Source organism: Rhizobacter sp. (assembly GCF_031412075.1).
Taxonomy (GTDB): domain Bacteria; phylum Pseudomonadota; class Gammaproteobacteria; order Burkholderiales; family Burkholderiaceae_C; genus Rhizobacter.
On the sequence record NZ_JANOCG010000037.1, the window covers coordinates 1 to 14,026 of the forward strand.

The 14,026-nt window shown below is 67.1% G+C and carries 14 protein-coding genes and 1 pseudogene; 9 read left to right on the forward strand and 6 right to left on the reverse strand.

Annotated features, from left to right (window positions below; translation table 11 throughout):
• Positions 1–122 precede the first annotated feature (122 nt).
• Together RMO40_RS01220 and RMO40_RS01225 are read left to right on the forward strand one after the other, a co-directional pair.
• Complete coding sequence (locus RMO40_RS01220; protein ID WP_309715168.1) at positions 123–2,054, forward strand: M61 family metallopeptidase; 1,932 nt, start codon at positions 123–125, stop codon at positions 2,052–2,054.
• Positions 2,055–2,110: 56 nt separating this feature from the next.
• On the forward strand, positions 2,111–3,625 hold the full coding sequence (locus RMO40_RS01225) for an AMP nucleosidase (protein ID WP_309715171.1): 1,515 nt from the start codon (positions 2,111–2,113) through the stop codon (positions 3,623–3,625).
• Here the strand turns inward: RMO40_RS01225 and RMO40_RS01230 are convergent.
• The 6 genes from RMO40_RS01230 to nudK form a co-directional block, all read right to left on the reverse strand.
• A complete protein-coding gene (locus RMO40_RS01230; protein ID WP_309715173.1) occupies positions 3,619–3,771 on the reverse strand; it encodes a hypothetical protein in 153 nt (50 codons plus the stop codon). The two genes, RMO40_RS01225 and RMO40_RS01230, sit on opposite strands and share 7 nt — an antisense overlap.
• Complete coding sequence (locus RMO40_RS01235; RefSeq protein ID WP_309715175.1) at positions 3,756–4,490, reverse strand: hypothetical protein; 735 nt, start codon at positions 4,488–4,490, stop codon at positions 3,756–3,758. The genes RMO40_RS01230 and RMO40_RS01235 overlap by 16 nt, the downstream gene beginning before the upstream one ends.
• 6 nt (positions 4,491–4,496) lie before the next feature.
• Complete coding sequence (locus tag RMO40_RS01240) at positions 4,497–5,324, reverse strand: DUF2167 domain-containing protein (RefSeq protein ID WP_309715177.1); 828 nt, start codon at positions 5,322–5,324, stop codon at positions 4,497–4,499.
• A 126-nt stretch (positions 5,325–5,450) separates the two neighbouring features.
• Positions 5,451–5,762 (reverse strand): hypothetical protein, encoded by a 312-nt coding sequence (locus tag RMO40_RS01245; protein ID WP_309715179.1) that lies wholly within the window; start codon positions 5,760–5,762, stop codon positions 5,451–5,453.
• A 192-nt stretch (positions 5,763–5,954) separates the two neighbouring features.
• Entirely contained in the window at positions 5,955–7,340 is a 1,386-nt protein-coding gene (locus RMO40_RS01250; protein WP_309715182.1) for an FAD-dependent oxidoreductase, read from the reverse strand.
• Between the two features lie 86 nt (positions 7,341–7,426).
• Entirely contained in the window at positions 7,427–8,008 is a 582-nt protein-coding gene (nudK, locus tag RMO40_RS01255) for a GDP-mannose pyrophosphatase NudK (RefSeq protein WP_309715184.1), read from the reverse strand.
• Between the two features lie 69 nt (positions 8,009–8,077).
• Here nudK and RMO40_RS01260 point away from each other — a divergent pair, with 69 nt between their 5' ends.
• The 7 genes and pseudogenes from RMO40_RS01260 to RMO40_RS01290 form a co-directional block, all read left to right on the forward strand.
• Entirely contained in the window at positions 8,078–8,833 is a 756-nt protein-coding gene (locus RMO40_RS01260) for a DeoR family transcriptional regulator (RefSeq protein WP_309715186.1), read from the forward strand.
• Positions 8,834–8,880: 47 nt separating this feature from the next.
• Positions 8,881–10,080: a cation:proton antiporter domain-containing protein gene (locus tag RMO40_RS01265; protein WP_309715188.1), complete on the forward strand. Its 1,200-nt coding sequence runs from the start codon at positions 8,881–8,883 to the stop codon at positions 10,078–10,080.
• 143 nt (positions 10,081–10,223) lie between these two features.
• Complete coding sequence (locus tag RMO40_RS01270) at positions 10,224–11,252, forward strand: chorismate transformation FkbO/Hyg5 family protein (protein ID WP_309715190.1); 1,029 nt, start codon at positions 10,224–10,226, stop codon at positions 11,250–11,252.
• The gene (locus tag RMO40_RS01275) at positions 11,249–12,133 is read left to right on the forward strand and encodes a MipA/OmpV family protein (RefSeq protein ID WP_309715192.1); all 885 of its coding nucleotides are present in this window, start codon (positions 11,249–11,251) and stop codon (positions 12,131–12,133) included. Before RMO40_RS01270 ends, RMO40_RS01275 begins: the two co-directional genes overlap by 4 nt.
• A gap of 8 nt (positions 12,134–12,141) precedes the next feature.
• Positions 12,142–12,876 carry a 1-acyl-sn-glycerol-3-phosphate acyltransferase gene (locus RMO40_RS01280; RefSeq protein WP_309715194.1) on the forward strand — a complete coding sequence of 245 codons (735 nt, stop codon included), beginning with the start codon at positions 12,142–12,144 and terminating at the stop codon, positions 12,874–12,876.
• Positions 12,873–13,658, forward strand: a complete 786-nt coding sequence (locus RMO40_RS01285; RefSeq protein ID WP_309715196.1) for a glycosyltransferase family 2 protein — start codon at positions 12,873–12,875, stop codon at positions 13,656–13,658. The genes RMO40_RS01280 and RMO40_RS01285 overlap by 4 nt, the downstream gene beginning before the upstream one ends.
• Positions 13,655–14,026, forward strand: a pseudogene (locus RMO40_RS01290) (phosphatase PAP2 family protein); the annotation flags it as partial. The gene RMO40_RS01285 and the pseudogene RMO40_RS01290, both read left to right, overlap by 4 nt.

Consider the following 14,026-nt stretch of genomic DNA (forward strand, 5'->3'; position numbering starts at 1 on the left):
CCGCGCGCATCTTGTTGGTGATGGCCTGCGGCACTGTAGCGGCGCCGCCGCAACGGCCCTGACACCGCCGTGACAAGTGGGCCTTCACTCGGTATCGTGCGCGCTCCCCCACAAGGAGACCCATGCACACGCACATGCGCACCTGGGCCGCTGCCATCAGCATCGCGGCCTGCACCCACCTCGCGGCACAACCCCTGCCGCCGGTTCGCACCACGCCGTACCCCGGCGTGATGACGCTCGATGTCGACGCCACCGACCTCGACCACAAGGTCTTCAACGTCAAGCAGATCGTGCCCGTCAAACCCGGGCCGCTGACGCTGTACTACCCGCGCTGGCTGCCGGGCACCCACTCGCCCACCGGCAATGTGTCGCGGCTGGCGGGGCTGCGCATGTCGGCGCAGGGCAAGCCGCTCGAATGGAAGCGCGACACGCTCGACAGCCACGCCTTCCACGTCGAGCTGCCGGCCGGTGCGAACACGCTGCAGATCGAGTTCCAGTTCCTGAGCCCGCTCGACAAGAGCAGCAGCCGCATGGTCGTCACGCCCGAGATCCTCGGCCTGCAATGGAACAACGTGCTGCTCTACCCGGCCGGCCATGCGGCCACCCAGATCAGCGTGAAACCCCGCCTCACCCTGCCGGCGGGTTGGGGCTTTGGGAGTGCGCTCACGGCCACCGAACGCAAGGGCGCGAGCGTCAGCTTTCAAACCGTGAGCGTGGAGACCCTGGTCGACTCGCCGCTGTTTGCCGGCCGTCACTACCAGCAGCTCGACCTCGACCCTGGCGCACGCGAAGCAGGCCGCCCGCCGGTGTTCCTGAACCTGGTGGTCGACGACGCCAAACAAGGCGAGGTCAACGCCGAGCAGCTGGCTGCACACCGCGCGCTCGTCACACAAGCCGACCGTGTGTTCGGCCCGCGCCGTTTTGCGCGCTACGACTTCCTGCTTGCCGTGAGCGACCAGTTCAGCGGCATCGGCCTGGAGCACCACCAGTCGAGCGAAAACGGCGTGAAGGGCAACTACTTCACCGATTGGGCCAAGGGCTCGATCGGCCGCGACCTGCTGGCGCACGAATACGCGCACTCCTGGAACGGCAAGTTCCGCCGCCCTGCCGACCTGTGGACGCCGCACTTCAACACGCCGATGCAGAACAGCCTGCTGTGGGTCTACGAAGGGCAAACGCAGTACTGGGGTGCGGTGCTCGCCGCCCGCTCGGGCCTGGTCAGCCAGCTCGACGCACGCGAAGACCTGGCCACCACGGCCGCCTGGCTCGACGCGCGCGCCGGGCGGGTGTGGCGCAACCTGCAAGACACCACCAACGAGCCGCTGCTGTCGGCCCAGGGCTGGCGCCGCGACTGGCGCGACTGGCAGCGTGGCGCTGACTACTACGACGAGTCGCGACTGATCTGGCTCGAAGCCGACATGCTGATCCGCGAGCGCTCGGGCGGCACCCGTTCCCTCGACGACTTTGCGCGCGCCTTCTTCGGCGTGGAGCCCACGCGAGCGGCGCACGACCTGCGCCCGGTGCTCTACCAACTGGACGACGTGGTGCGCGAGCTCAACCGGGTGCAGCCGCACGACTGGGCCCGCTTCCTGCGCGAGCGGCTCGACACGCACGAGCCACGCGCGCCCCTGGCCGGCATCACCCAATCGGGCTGGAAGCTCGGCTGGAGCGACAAGCCCAGCGAGTACGTGAAAGCCCAGGAGGCCTACGACGAAGCCGCCGACTTCAACTACTCGCTCGGCCTGATGGTGGGCAAGGAGGGCAAGCTCACCCGCGTGGTGTGGGGCAGCCCGGCCTTCCAGGCAGGGCTCACCTCGGGCGCCACGCTGCTGGCGGTGAACGGCCGCAGCTACAAGGCCGAACGCCTGAAAGACGCCATCACCGCGGCCAAGGGTGATGACAAAAGCGCCGGCAAGATCGAGCTGCTGGTGAAGGTGGGCGACCGGTACCGCACGGTGCCCGTCAGCTGGCGCGGCGGCCTGCGTTACCCGCAGCTTGAGCGGATCGAGGGCAGCGTCGACCGCCTGAGCGTGTTGTTTGCGCCGTTGAAGTAAAGGCCGGACCCGGGCGCTTGAAAAGTGGTGACATGCCATGGACGCACAATGTGCCCATGTCACCGACAACCCAACCCACCACGCTGATCAACGCCCGGTCGTTCAGCGACGCCGCCGCCGCCCTGGCCCATGCGACCACCATCTACAACAGCGGCATCGCCCACCTGCGCGACAGCCTGCAGCGCTTCGTGGCCGGCGAGGCACTCGGCCAGCACGTGCGCGCCTGCTCCCCCTACCTGCGAGTGCACACCGACACCGTCGCCCGCGCCGACTCGCGCCTGGCCTATGGCTTCGTGGCCGGCCCCGGCACCTATGAAACCACGCTGACACGCCCCGACCTGTTTGGCGACTACTACCTGGAGCAGTTTTCGCTGCTGCTCAAGAACCACGGCGTCTCGCTCGAAGTGGGCCTGTCCACGCAGCCGATTCCGGTGCACTTCTCGCTTGGCGAACACGACCACCTCGAAGGCAGCATGCCGCCCGCGCGCCGCCTGCTGCTGCGCGACCAGTTCGACCTGCCCGACCTGTCGGCCATGGACGACGGCATCGCCAACGGCACCCACGAGCCGCCCATCGGCGCCGACGGCCACGCGCGCCACCCGCTGTCGCTGTTCACCGCGCCGCGCGTCGACTACTCGCTGCACCGCCTGCGCCATTACACCGGCACCGCGCCCGAGCACTTCCAGAACTTCGTGCTCTTCACCAACTACCAGTTCTACATCGACGAGTTCATCCAGCTCGGCCACGAGATGATGGCCGACCCGGCCAGCGGTTATGCCGCCTTCGTGCAACCGGGCAACGTGGTCGAGCGCCAGCGCGGCGCCCCGCCGCAGCCGGGCGACGACCTTGGCGTGGCGCCACCGCGCCTGCCGCAGATGCCGGCCTACCACCTGGCGCGCAAAGACCGCACCGGCATCACCATGGTCAACATCGGCGTCGGCCCGGCCAATGCCAAGACCATCACCGACCACATTGCGGTGCTGCGCCCGCACGCCTGGGTCATGCTCGGCCACTGCGCGGGCCTGCGCAACACGCAGGCCCTGGGCGACTACGTGCTGGCCCACGGTTATGTGCGTGAAGACCACGTGCTCGACGAAGACCTGCCGCTGTGGGTGCCGATCCCGCCGCTGGCCGAGGTGCAGGTCGCGCTCGAATCGGCGGTGGCCGAGATCACGCAACTGCAGGGCTACGAGCTGAAGCGCGTGATGCGCACCGGCACGGTGGCGAGCACCGACAACCGCAACTGGGAGCTGCTGCCCTTTCATCACCAGTACAGCACGCCGGAGCGGCGCTTCTCGCAGTCGCGCGCGATCGCGCTCGACATGGAAAGCGCGACCATCGCGGCCAACGGCTTTCGTTTCCGCGTGCCCTACGGCACCTTGCTGTGTGTGAGCGACAAACCGCTGCACGGCGAGATCAAGCTGCCCGGCATGGCCAACCACTTCTACCGCGAGCGGGTCGACCAGCATTTGCGCATCGGCATCCGCGCGATGGAGCTGCTGCGTGAACAAGGTGTCGACCAGCTGCACAGCCGCAAGCTGCGCAGCTTTGCCGAAGTCGCATTTCAGTGAGCCGGTGGGGCTGAGGGCGGCCCGTCGGGCGGCTGCGGCGAGTCGGGGGGTTTGTTCACCGACATCATGAACTTGACCACGCCGAATCCGAAGGCAAGCGCCCCGAAGAGGAACACCAGGTCGAAGGCACTCAGGTCGTCAAACATGCTCGCGCCTCGCTGATCAGGGGCCGCAAGGGCGTTGCGTCTCCGTCGGGCAGCGCGATCTCCAGCAGGTCGAGCCGCTGGCCCAGCTGGTGCACGAACAGCTCCCTGGCGTGTTCGTCGCGCAGTGACTTGGCCTTCCACAGGCCGAGCGTCATGGCGGGCAGGTCCAGCGTGTGCTTGAACCACAGACGCTTGCCCAGGTTGATGGTGTAGGCCGGCACGAAGAAGCCTTCGGCCACGAACACGGCGACCTGCTGGCCGGTGAGCGCCAGCCGCTTTCTGCGCACCACCACCACCGCCGCGCTCAACGCCCAGAACAGCAGGTGCAGGCCCAGAAACGAGGCCAGCACGAGCGCAAAGCTGAACTGCATCGACAGGCTGGCCAAGGCCACGGCCACCACCAGATAGAGCGTGCCGAGCCACGACAGCAGGTTGAGCGTGGGCACGGCGGAACGCACCATCCGCCGCGCCGCACGCAGCTGCTTCGGCTCCAGCCGGCCCAGCACCGAGCTCGTCAGCGCCGCGCGGTGAAACAGGTTCAACGGATTGAGAAAGATGAGATCGCGCCCGCGTGCCTCCAGCCGGCCGCCGGGCTCGTAACGCAACGCACCCCGGCGCCCGAAGCGCAGGTAGTCGCCACCCGCCGGAATCAGCCTCAGGTTGTCGACGATCAGAAAACCCGCCGCCACGGCCCAGAACAAAACGATCTCGGGAACCACGTGCGCTTACTTGCGGCCGAAGAATTTCTTGAAGCCGCCCCACAGCGCCGCTGCACCCGCGGCGATCGCCAGTAAGACCATCTTGAACCCGCCCTTGCTCGTGGCCACCGCCGCAGCGCCGCCCAGCACCAGCGCACCCAGGCCGAAGGCTGCGACCTTGTCGCCCTGCTTCCACTCGCTGTACTTCTCGCCGCTCACGTAGTCGAAGTTTTTCAGCGCGACCTTGAAGTCGGCGAGGTCACGGTCCAAGGTGCCGGGCTCGGTCACCAGCACCGCATTCATGTAGCCGCTGCGGCCGAGGATCTTGGTCGACACGTTGACGACCTCTTGGTTGTTGTCTTGCGCGCGCAGGCGGGTGCCCCACTCCAGGCGCTTGTTCTCGGTGTCGTAGCGCGGCGCGAAGGACCAGCCCTCGAGCGTCAGCGTGGGCACACCTTGTTTGCGCTTTTCTTCGTTGCCCGCCACGTTGCGCTCCTTGAGCGTCTTGAGCAGGGCATCGGCGTCGATCTTCTCGTCGTCCTTGATGTAGCCGTCATCGGAGAACGACAGCACACCGAACCAGCGGTTCTTCTCCGAGGCGATGGTGTAGGCGTTGCCGGGCGGCAAGTTTCCGTTCAGCTTCAAGAAGGTGTCAGTGTCCTTGTTGTCGAGGAAGCTGTAGCCCTCCTGGACCTTGAACTCCGCCTTGTCGCCGATGCGCCCCACCTCGCCCGGCTTGAGCCATTTCAGCTCGGCCGCCAGCTGCTCGGGTGTCTTGCCAGCCGGCGCCGATTGCGCATGCGCCAGGCTGCTGGCCACCAGAAGAATCACAGGAATGACAAAACGGATCTGCACGGTTCTCTCCCTCGGGGTTGTTGGAATCACACTCCGGGGAGTCTACGAGCGAGCCCACGCAAACGCACGCGATGCGCGTTGTGCTTTAACGTCGTGCGTGAGGGGTGGGTGCCCCTCGGCGAAGCATCAGCTGCCGCGAATGTGCTGGCTCGCGCGGTCGAGCATCAGTTGCAGCTCGCGGTACTCCCGGCGAGTGACAAAACCATCGGCCTTGGCCAGCGCCTCGTAGCGGCGGATCTCCGCCTGCTCGCGCTTCAGGGCGCGGAACTCGCGGCGGCTCAGACGGCCTTCGTGCAACGCGGCATCAATGCGCGCAGCCTGGCGAGCCTGGCGCACGTCGATGGGATCGGCGGCATGGCGTGCCATCGGCTGCGCCGTCGCGCCCACCGAGGCGGCAGCAAGCAGGGCACCAAAAACGAGGGTCTTGAGGTTCAGCATGATGGAACTCCTTGGGCGTTTTGCGCGCATCGAGGTGATGCACGTGCCTCTTCAACGAAGGCCCGGCCTAAAGGGCCGACCACCGCCGAAGTAAAGAAGTTGGGCTGGCGCGAGTGGGCTTCTTCACATCGCCCACTCTCGGCCGGCTGCATCCGCAGCGGCGCAGGGGCGCGAGACCTCTGAGCCGCCGGCTCAGGCCGATTCGGAACGCACGCCCTGGTCTTGCAGGTAGACGGCACCGGTGAGCTTCTCTTCGGCCGCCCGCTTCACGTTGGCACGGCGCCAGGCCCAGGTCTTGACGGCCTGGGGAAAGAGGCTGATGCACGACATGTAGTAGATGAACTTGAAGCCCAACAAGCGCGGGCCGATCGGCGTGCCACGGAACAGGTCACCCGCCAGGATGGACAGCAGCGCCTCTTGCATGCGCCACACATTGCGCGGCTCCATGAAAATCTTGCGGATGGCCGGCGAGGTGATGCGGTAGATGAACCACGAGAACATCTTCGGCCCGTGTTTCATCACGCGCTCGAAGTGGCGAAACTGCTTCTCCGCCGCACGCGCCTCGCCCTTGAGCCACAAGTCGACACCGGCAGCGCTCTCGAAGGCGCTGTTCATCGCGAGGAACACACCCGACGAAAACATCGGGTCAACGAAGGCAAAGGCGTCGCCGACCATCACGAAGCGCTCGCCGCGACAGAACTTGGAGTCGTAGGCGTAGTTGCCGGTGGTGGTGGCCGGCTCCACCATGCGCGCATCCTTCAATCGCTCGGCGAGCTTGGGTGCCAGCGCGATGGTCTGCATCAAGAAGTCGTCGAGGCTTGCGCCCTTGCGGTTGTCCTTGAAGTAACCCGGGTGGGCCACCGCGCCCACGCTGGTGGTGCCGTCGCGCAAAGGGATGTACCAGAACCAGCCGTGGTCGAACCAGAACAGCGAGATGCTGCCCTCCAGCCGGCCCGGCGCACGCTGCGCACCTTCGAAGTGGCCGAACAGGGCGGCGCTGGCGTGACGGCGGTTGCGTTGCTTGGCGTCGAACTGGTTCGACAACAGCGTGTCGCGCCCGCTCGCGTCGATCACGAAGCGCGGTTGCCAGACGGTCTCGACGCCTTGCGCGTCTTTCACCTTCACCACCGCGCGCATGTCGCCGCTTTTGGCGGCGTCCATGTCGACATGCATCACGCGCTGGTTCTCCAAGGTGCGCGCGCCGAGCTTGGCGGCGTGGCGGAACAGCAGCTCATCGAACTCGGAGCGCCGCACATGCACCGCGTAGGGAAACGACTTGTCCATCGCTTCGGCAAAGAAGAAGCGGCTGGTGTGCTCGTGCCACGGCGACACGAACTCGGCACCCAGCTTGGCGATGCCCATGGCCTCGACCTCGGCGCGCACACCGAGCCGGTCGAACAGCGGCATGTTCATCGGCAGCAGCGACTCGCCGATGTGAAAGCGCGGGTGCTGGGCCTTCTCGAACAGCACCACATCGTGCCCCTTCTCGGCCAGGAGCGCGGCGGCCGTGGCGCCGGCCGGGCCACCGCCGATGACCACCACGTCGGGGCGGGTGCCAACAAATTGCTGAGATGCCATGGCCGTCATTCCTGTGTCGCGATTGGATCGCGGCAGTTTAACGAGACTGACCATCGAAGCCGCAAGCGTCAAAGCCGCGCCCGGGGTCAATCGAGCAGGCGGTTCAGCTTGGCGTGTTGCAGCAGCATGATGGTCTTGCCATCGCGGATTTCGCCGCGCTCGACCATGGCGAGTGCTTCGTCGAGCGTGGGCTCCAGCACCTCGATGTCTTCGCCTTCGTGGGCCTCGCCGCCGCCCGCCGACACCTTGTGGCGCGGCTCGTAGGCGCCCACAAAGAAGAACAGCCGCTCGGTCACCGAGCCCGGGCTCATGTAGGCCTCGAAGACCTTGCGCACGTCGTTGACGCGGTAGCCGGTTTCTTCTTCGGTTTCGCGCTTGATGCAGGTGGCCGGGTCGTCCTGATCGAGCAGGCCGGCGCAGGCTTCGATCAGCAGGCCATCGGGCGTGCCGTTCACAAACGCCGGGAAGCGGAACTGGCGCGTGAGCACCACCGTCTTGCGCTCGCGGTTGTAGAGCAGGATGGTCGCGCCGTTGCCACGGTCGTAGGTCTCGCGGCTCTGGCGTTGCCATTGGCCGTCGCGGCGCTGGTAGTCGAAGGTGGTTTTCTTCAGCAGGTACCAGTCGTCGGACAGCACCTCCGAGTCGATGATGCGGATGCGGTTTTCCATGCGGGGCTCCATGTCGGGCAGCCATGTTATCGTGCAACTTCGTGCAATATCAAGATAATTCGTGCAAGCATGCTCACCCAACAACGCAAACAACTCATCCTCCAGCGGCTGCAATCGGGCGGCGAGATCGTGGCCAAGGCGCTGAGCGAGGAATGGGGCCTGTCGGAAGACACCATTCGCCGCGACCTGCGCGCGCTGGCGGCCGAGGGCCTGCTGCAGCGGGTCCACGGCGGGGCGCTGCCGTCCTCGCCGGCGGTGGGCAACTTTGCGGCGCGCACGCAGCTGGAGCCCGAAGGCAAACGCGCCATCGGCCACGCCGCCGCTGCGATGGTGAAGCCGGGTCAGGTGGTGTTTCTGGACGGCGGCACCAGCTGCGAGCAGCTCGCCCTGCAGCTGCCGCACACACTGGCCGCCACCGTGGTGACCCACAGCCCGACCATCGCACTGGCGCTGGTGGCGCACCCGCGGGTCGAGGTGGTGCTGATCGGCGGGCGCTTGTTCAAACACTCGGTGGTGGCGGTGGGCGCCGCGGCGCTCGAAAGCATCCAGCAGGTGCACGCCGACACCTACTTCATGGGCGTGACCGGCCTGCACCCGCAGACCGGCCTGACCACCGGCGACCTCGAAGAAGCCCACATCAAACGCGCGCTGATGGCGCAAGCCGCCGAGACCTGGGTGCTGGCGTCGAGCGAGAAGCTCAACGCGGCCTCGCACTGTGTGATTGCGCCCTGCCACGCCGCGACCGGGGTGATCGTGGAGCGCAGCGTGCCCAAGCGCATAACGGCGGCATTCGAGAAGCTGGGCCTGTCGGTGCTGCGCGCCTGAGGGCTCGTGGCACACTGCCCGCCGCCTTCCAGCCCCCACGTCTTTCCATGAGCACCACCGAGGTTTTCCTGATCGCGATGCTGATCATCTTCAGCGTGCCCTATCTGTTCTGGCGCCTCTTTCGCACCGACTATGTCGCGCCGCTGGTGGTGGTGCAGACGGTGGCGGGCATCTTGCTCGGCCCCGGCATCCTGGGCGCGGCGTACCCCGAGTTCCACACCTTCGTGTTCAGCCCGCCGGTGATCCAGTCGCTCAACGGCATTGCGTGGTGGGCGGTGATGTTGTTCGTGTGGATCGCCGGCATCGAGCTCGACCTGAAACAAGCCTGGGCGCACCGGCGCGAGAGCGGCATCACCGCCGGCCTGGCGTTGAGCGTGCCGCTGCTGCTGGGCAGCGGCGTGGCAGCGGCGATGTTGATGTCGCCGGGCTGGATCGGCCCCAAGGCCACCGGCTGGCAGTTCGTGGTCGGCGTGGGCATGGCGTGTGCGGTGACGGCGCTGCCGGTGCTGATCTTGCTGATGGAAAAGCTCGACGTGCTGCGCCAGCCCATCGGCCAGCGCATCCTGCGTTATTCGAGCGTCGACGACATCGCCATCTGGGCCGTGCTCGCCGCCATCCTGATGGACTGGGACCGGGTCGGCAAGCAGCTCGCCTTCTTGCTCGCGTTCGCCGTCTTCGGTTGGTTGTTCCGCCAGCTGATGCAGCGCATTCCCGAGCGCGACCGCTGGTACGTCGGCATCATCTGGCTGGCCCTGTGCGGATTGGGCGCCGACTGGTGCGGGCTGCACTTCATCGTCGGTGCCTTTCTGGCGGGCGCCATCATCGACGCCCACTGGTTCGACCAGAAGCACCTCGACGCCTTGCGCCACAACGTGCTGCTGGTGGCCGCGCCGGTGTACTTCCTGAGCACCGGCTTGCGCACCAACTGGCAGGTGGGCGGGGCTTCGGTGTTCATCGCGGCGGGCGCGATGCTGCTGGCGGCCGTGGTGGGCAAGCTGGTCGCCACCCATCTGGCCGGCAAGATCCTGAAGTGGCAGCCGGGCGAGGGCGCGCTGATCGGCTGGTTCTTGCAGACCAAGGGCCTGGTGATGATCATTTTTGCCAACGTGCTGCTCGACAAGGGCGTGATCACCGACGAAACCTTCACCGCCTTGCTGCTGATGGCGGTGGCCAGCACCATGCTCACCACGCCGATGGTGTCGCCCCTGCTCGTGAAGATGAAACAACTGGTGTTTCGTTCGGCCTGAATCACCATTTCGTGGGAGGTGCGCAAGGCGGCCACACGAGGGGCTGGCGATACAATTGCGGCTTTTCGCAGCAGGCCCGTCACACCGGCATCACGCTCGCCCCCGCCCCCCTCTCCGCCTGCCCGAAGTACCGAATCAGTTGCATGAAATCGCCTGCCTCCACTGATCTTGCTTCGTTGCCCTTCACCCTCACCGCCCTCGCCCCCCTGACGTTCCAACGGCTTCGGCCGAGCAACGGCCTTGTGCCGCCGCGTTTGCTGGGTGGCCGCTGGGTCGGCATGGCTGCTTCCGCATTGCAAGCCCCGCTGATGGCCGGTGGCGACAGCGTGCTCGACGCCTGGACGTCCAGCACCGCGCCGCAAGCGCAACAACACGGCTGCGTGCACTTCGTGACCGATGGCCACTGGCTGCACGGCTACGCCGAGATCGACGACAGCGGCCTGGGCATGCAGGCCGCTGCGCACCAGGCCTACGCAGACGTGTTTGCCGTGCTCGCTGCCAGCCCGTGCACCCAGTTGCTGCGGGTGTGGAACTACTTCGCCCACATCAACGCCGACGCCGGCGGCACCGAGCGTTACCGGCAGTTCAACGCCGGGCGCCAGCAGGCGTTCATCGACGCGCAGCGCAGCGCCTTTGATGGCTCACCCGCCGCCTGCGCGCTGGGCACGCACGGCGGGCCGCTGCGGGTCTACTTTCTGGCCGGCCGTCAGGCTCCGCTTCCGATCGAAAACCCGCGCCAGGTGAGCGCCTACCGCTACCCCGACACCTACGGTCCGCGCGCACCGACGTTTTCGCGCGCCGCCTTGGCCGACGTGGGCGGCGGCCGCGCCGCGCTCTTCATCTCGGGCACCGCCAGCATCGTTGGCCACCAGAGCCTGCACCCGGGCGACGTGCGCCGGCAGACCGAAGAGAGCCTCGCCAACATCACCGCCGTGCGAGAAGCGGCCGAGGCCCGCGGTGGGTTTGCCTTCCCGGCCGGCGAGATGTTCTACACCGTCTACGTGCGCCACTGTGAAGACCTGCCGAGCGTGCGCGAGGTGTTCGAAAGTGCCATCGGTGCAAGCAGCCACGCGGCTCGCGAAGCGAGCTACCTCAACGCCGACATCTGCCGCGCCGAGCTGCTGGTCGAGATCGAAGCCCACGGTTTTGCCAGCGCACGGAGCATGGCGTGAAGCACCCCCACCTTGCCGCGCTGTTGCTGGCAACCTGCGCCGGTGCCGTGGCGGCCACCGAGACCCCGGTCGAGCCCACGCCTCCCGCAGCCCCCGCCATCACCGCGCCCATCCCGCAACCGCAACAACCGCTGTGGGAGCTGGGCCTGGGCCTGTCGGGCCTGAGCCTGCCTCACTACCGTGGCTCCGACCAGAGCCACGCCTACCTGCTGCCGTTTCCGTACATCGTGTACCGCGGCACGTGGCTGAAGTCCGACCGCAAGGGCACGCGGGCCATGCTGCTCGACACGCGCGAGGTCGAACTCGACCTGAGCTTCGGTGCCTCGGCCCCCATCCGCAACGACAACGAGGCCCGCCAAGGCATGCCCGACCTGCCGGGCAGCGTCGAAGTGGGGCCCAACCTGAACATCGTGCTGGCCGAATCGGCCCGCGAGCGCTGGACGCTCGACCTGCGCCTGCCGCTGCGCGCGGCGGTCTCGCTGGAGCGTTCGCCGCGTTATGTGGGCGCCACCTTCTCGCCCAACATCAACCTCGACATCCGCGCCGGCACCCTCTCCAACTGGAACATCGGCCTGCTCACCGGGCCGCTGTTTGCCAACCGTCGCTACCACGCGCCCTACTACCAGGTCGATCCGGCCTACGCCACTGCAGAGCGACCCGCCTACGAAGCGCGTGGCGGCTATGCCGGTTGGCAGACCGTCGCCTCCACCTCGCGCCGCTGGGGCCCCCTGTGGCTGGCCGGCTTCGTGCGCCATGAAAGCCTGCACGGCGCGGTCTACCAAGACAGCCCGCTGGTACGCCGCAACTCAGGCCTGACGGTCGGTTTCGCCGTATCGTGGGTGCTCACCACCTCGTCACAAACCGTCGCCAGCCACGACTGAGCCTCGCCGTGAAGCTGTTGAGACAACTCATCGCCGGCGTCTTCTTCTACCTGGCCCTGCTCGGCCTGGGCATCTTCTCGCTGGCCTGGAATCTCCTCTCCTACGCGCTCTACCCGGTGTTGCCCCGCCGGCGTGCGATTGTGATTGGCCGTTCCGCGATCTCCTCGGGTTACCGCTTCTTCTGGGGCTACCTGGTGTTGACCGGCGTGATGCGCCTCGACTACGGCGAGCTCGACGTGCTCAACCAAGACGCCGGCCTCATCATCGCGGGCAACCACCCGAGCGCGCTCGACGCGCTGCTGATCATCGCCAAGGTGCCACGCGGCGTGTGCATCATGCGCACCAGCCTCATGTACAACCCCTTCCTCGGCGCCGGCGCCCGCCTGGCGCGCTACATCCGCAACTCGCCGCCCAGCGGCATGGTGCGAGGCGCCGTGCGTGACCTGCGCGAGGGCGGCCAGTTGCTGATGTTCCCCGAGGGCACACGCACCATCACACCGCCGGTCAACAAGTTCCTGCCCGGCATGACGCTGATCGCCCACATGGCCAAGGTACCGATCCAGACCGTCATCATCGAAGCCGAGTCGCCCTACCTCGGCAAGGGCTGGCCGATCTGGCGGCCGCCGCACTTCCCGATGGTGTTCCGGGTGCGCCTGGGCCAGCGTTTTGCGCACGAAGCCGACCACAAGGGCCTGTTGCTGCGGCTCGAGGCCTACTTCGCCGGCGAGCTGAGCAAGAGATGAGCGCTGCGCCGACTGCGTCGACCACGCACCTGCTGCTGATCCCGAGCTACAACACCGGGCCGCAGGTCTACGACACCGTGCGTGCGGCGCGCGCGTACTGGAACCCCGTCTGGGTCGTCACCGACGGCAGCACCGACGGCACCCCCGAAGGTTTGCGCGCCCTGGCCGCCGCCGACCCCGGGCTCCAACTGATCGAGCTGCCCGTCAACAGCGGCAAGGGCGCGGCGGTGCTGCATGGCCTGCAGGCCGCACGCGCAGCCGGCTTCACCCACGCGCTGACCATGGACTCCGACGGCCAGCACCCGGCCGACCTGATCCCCGCCTTCATGCGGGCCTCGCAGCAGCGGCCCGAGGCCATGGTGCTCGGGCGGCCGGTGTTCGACGCCTCGGCGCCTTTGCTGCGTGTGCGTGGCCGCCGGGTCTCCAACTGGTGGACGAATCTGGAGACGCTCGGCGCCGGCATCGACGATTCGCTCTACGGTTTTCGCGTCTACCCGGTGGCCGACCTCATCGCCGTGATGCGCGGCCAGCCCTGGATGCGCCGCTTCGACTTCGACACCGAGGCGGTGGTGCGCCTGGCGTGGCGCGGCGTCAAGCCGCTCAACGTGGCGGCACCGGTGAAATACCTGTCGGCCGAAGAAGGTGGTGTGTCGCACTTTCGTTATGGCCGCGACAACGTGTTGCTGAGCTGGATGCACTTTCGCCTGATGGTCGAGTTCGTGCTTCGCCTGCCCAGCCTGCTGCTCAAGCGGGCCTTGCACCGCCCGCCCTTCCAGGCATGAACAGCCCGGTGGCGACCACGACCTGGCGTGCCGAGCTGTGGTCTCGCATGCGCTACTGCTTCGTCATCAAGACCGTGGGCATCACCGCCTTCGCCTGGTTGTTTTTCATCGGCTACTTCCACACGCTGCGCAACCCGGTCTACCCGGCCACGGCCATGCCGCTGACCGTGGTCGACCAGTGGATCGGCTTCCAGCCGGCCGCCCTGTGGCCCTACCTCACGCTGTGGCTGTACCTGGGCATCGCACCAGCGCTTCAACGAAGCTTCCTCAGACTCGTGGTCTATGGGCTGTGGGCCGGCGCGTTGTGCGTGACCGGTCTTGCGATCTTTTACTTCTGGCCGACCACCGTGCCACCTCGGCTGATGGAT

What these genes read in the sequence shown, in the direction of transcription:
- RMO40_RS01220 (WP_309715168.1), top strand. Translation starts at nt 123, where the DNA reads ATGCACACGCACATGCGCACCTGGGCCGCTGCCATCAGCATCGCGGCC.
- RMO40_RS01225 (WP_309715171.1), top strand. Translation starts at nt 2,111, where the DNA reads ATGTCACCGACAACCCAACCCACCACGCTGATCAACGCCCGGTCGTTC.
- RMO40_RS01230 (WP_309715173.1), bottom strand. Translation starts at nt 3,771, where the DNA reads ATGTTTGACGACCTGAGTGCCTTCGACCTGGTGTTCCTCTTCGGGGCG.
- RMO40_RS01245 (WP_309715179.1), bottom strand. Translation starts at nt 5,762, where the DNA reads ATGCTGAACCTCAAGACCCTCGTTTTTGGTGCCCTGCTTGCTGCCGCC.
- RMO40_RS01250 (WP_309715182.1), bottom strand. Translation starts at nt 7,340, where the DNA reads ATGGCATCTCAGCAATTTGTTGGCACCCGCCCCGACGTGGTGGTCATC.
- nudK (WP_309715184.1), bottom strand. Translation starts at nt 8,008, where the DNA reads ATGGAAAACCGCATCCGCATCATCGACTCGGAGGTGCTGTCCGACGAC.
- RMO40_RS01260 (WP_309715186.1), top strand. Translation starts at nt 8,078, where the DNA reads ATGCTCACCCAACAACGCAAACAACTCATCCTCCAGCGGCTGCAATCG.
- RMO40_RS01265 (WP_309715188.1), top strand. Translation starts at nt 8,881, where the DNA reads ATGAGCACCACCGAGGTTTTCCTGATCGCGATGCTGATCATCTTCAGC.
- RMO40_RS01270 (WP_309715190.1), top strand. Translation starts at nt 10,224, where the DNA reads ATGAAATCGCCTGCCTCCACTGATCTTGCTTCGTTGCCCTTCACCCTC.
- RMO40_RS01285 (WP_309715196.1), top strand. Translation starts at nt 12,873, where the DNA reads ATGAGCGCTGCGCCGACTGCGTCGACCACGCACCTGCTGCTGATCCCG.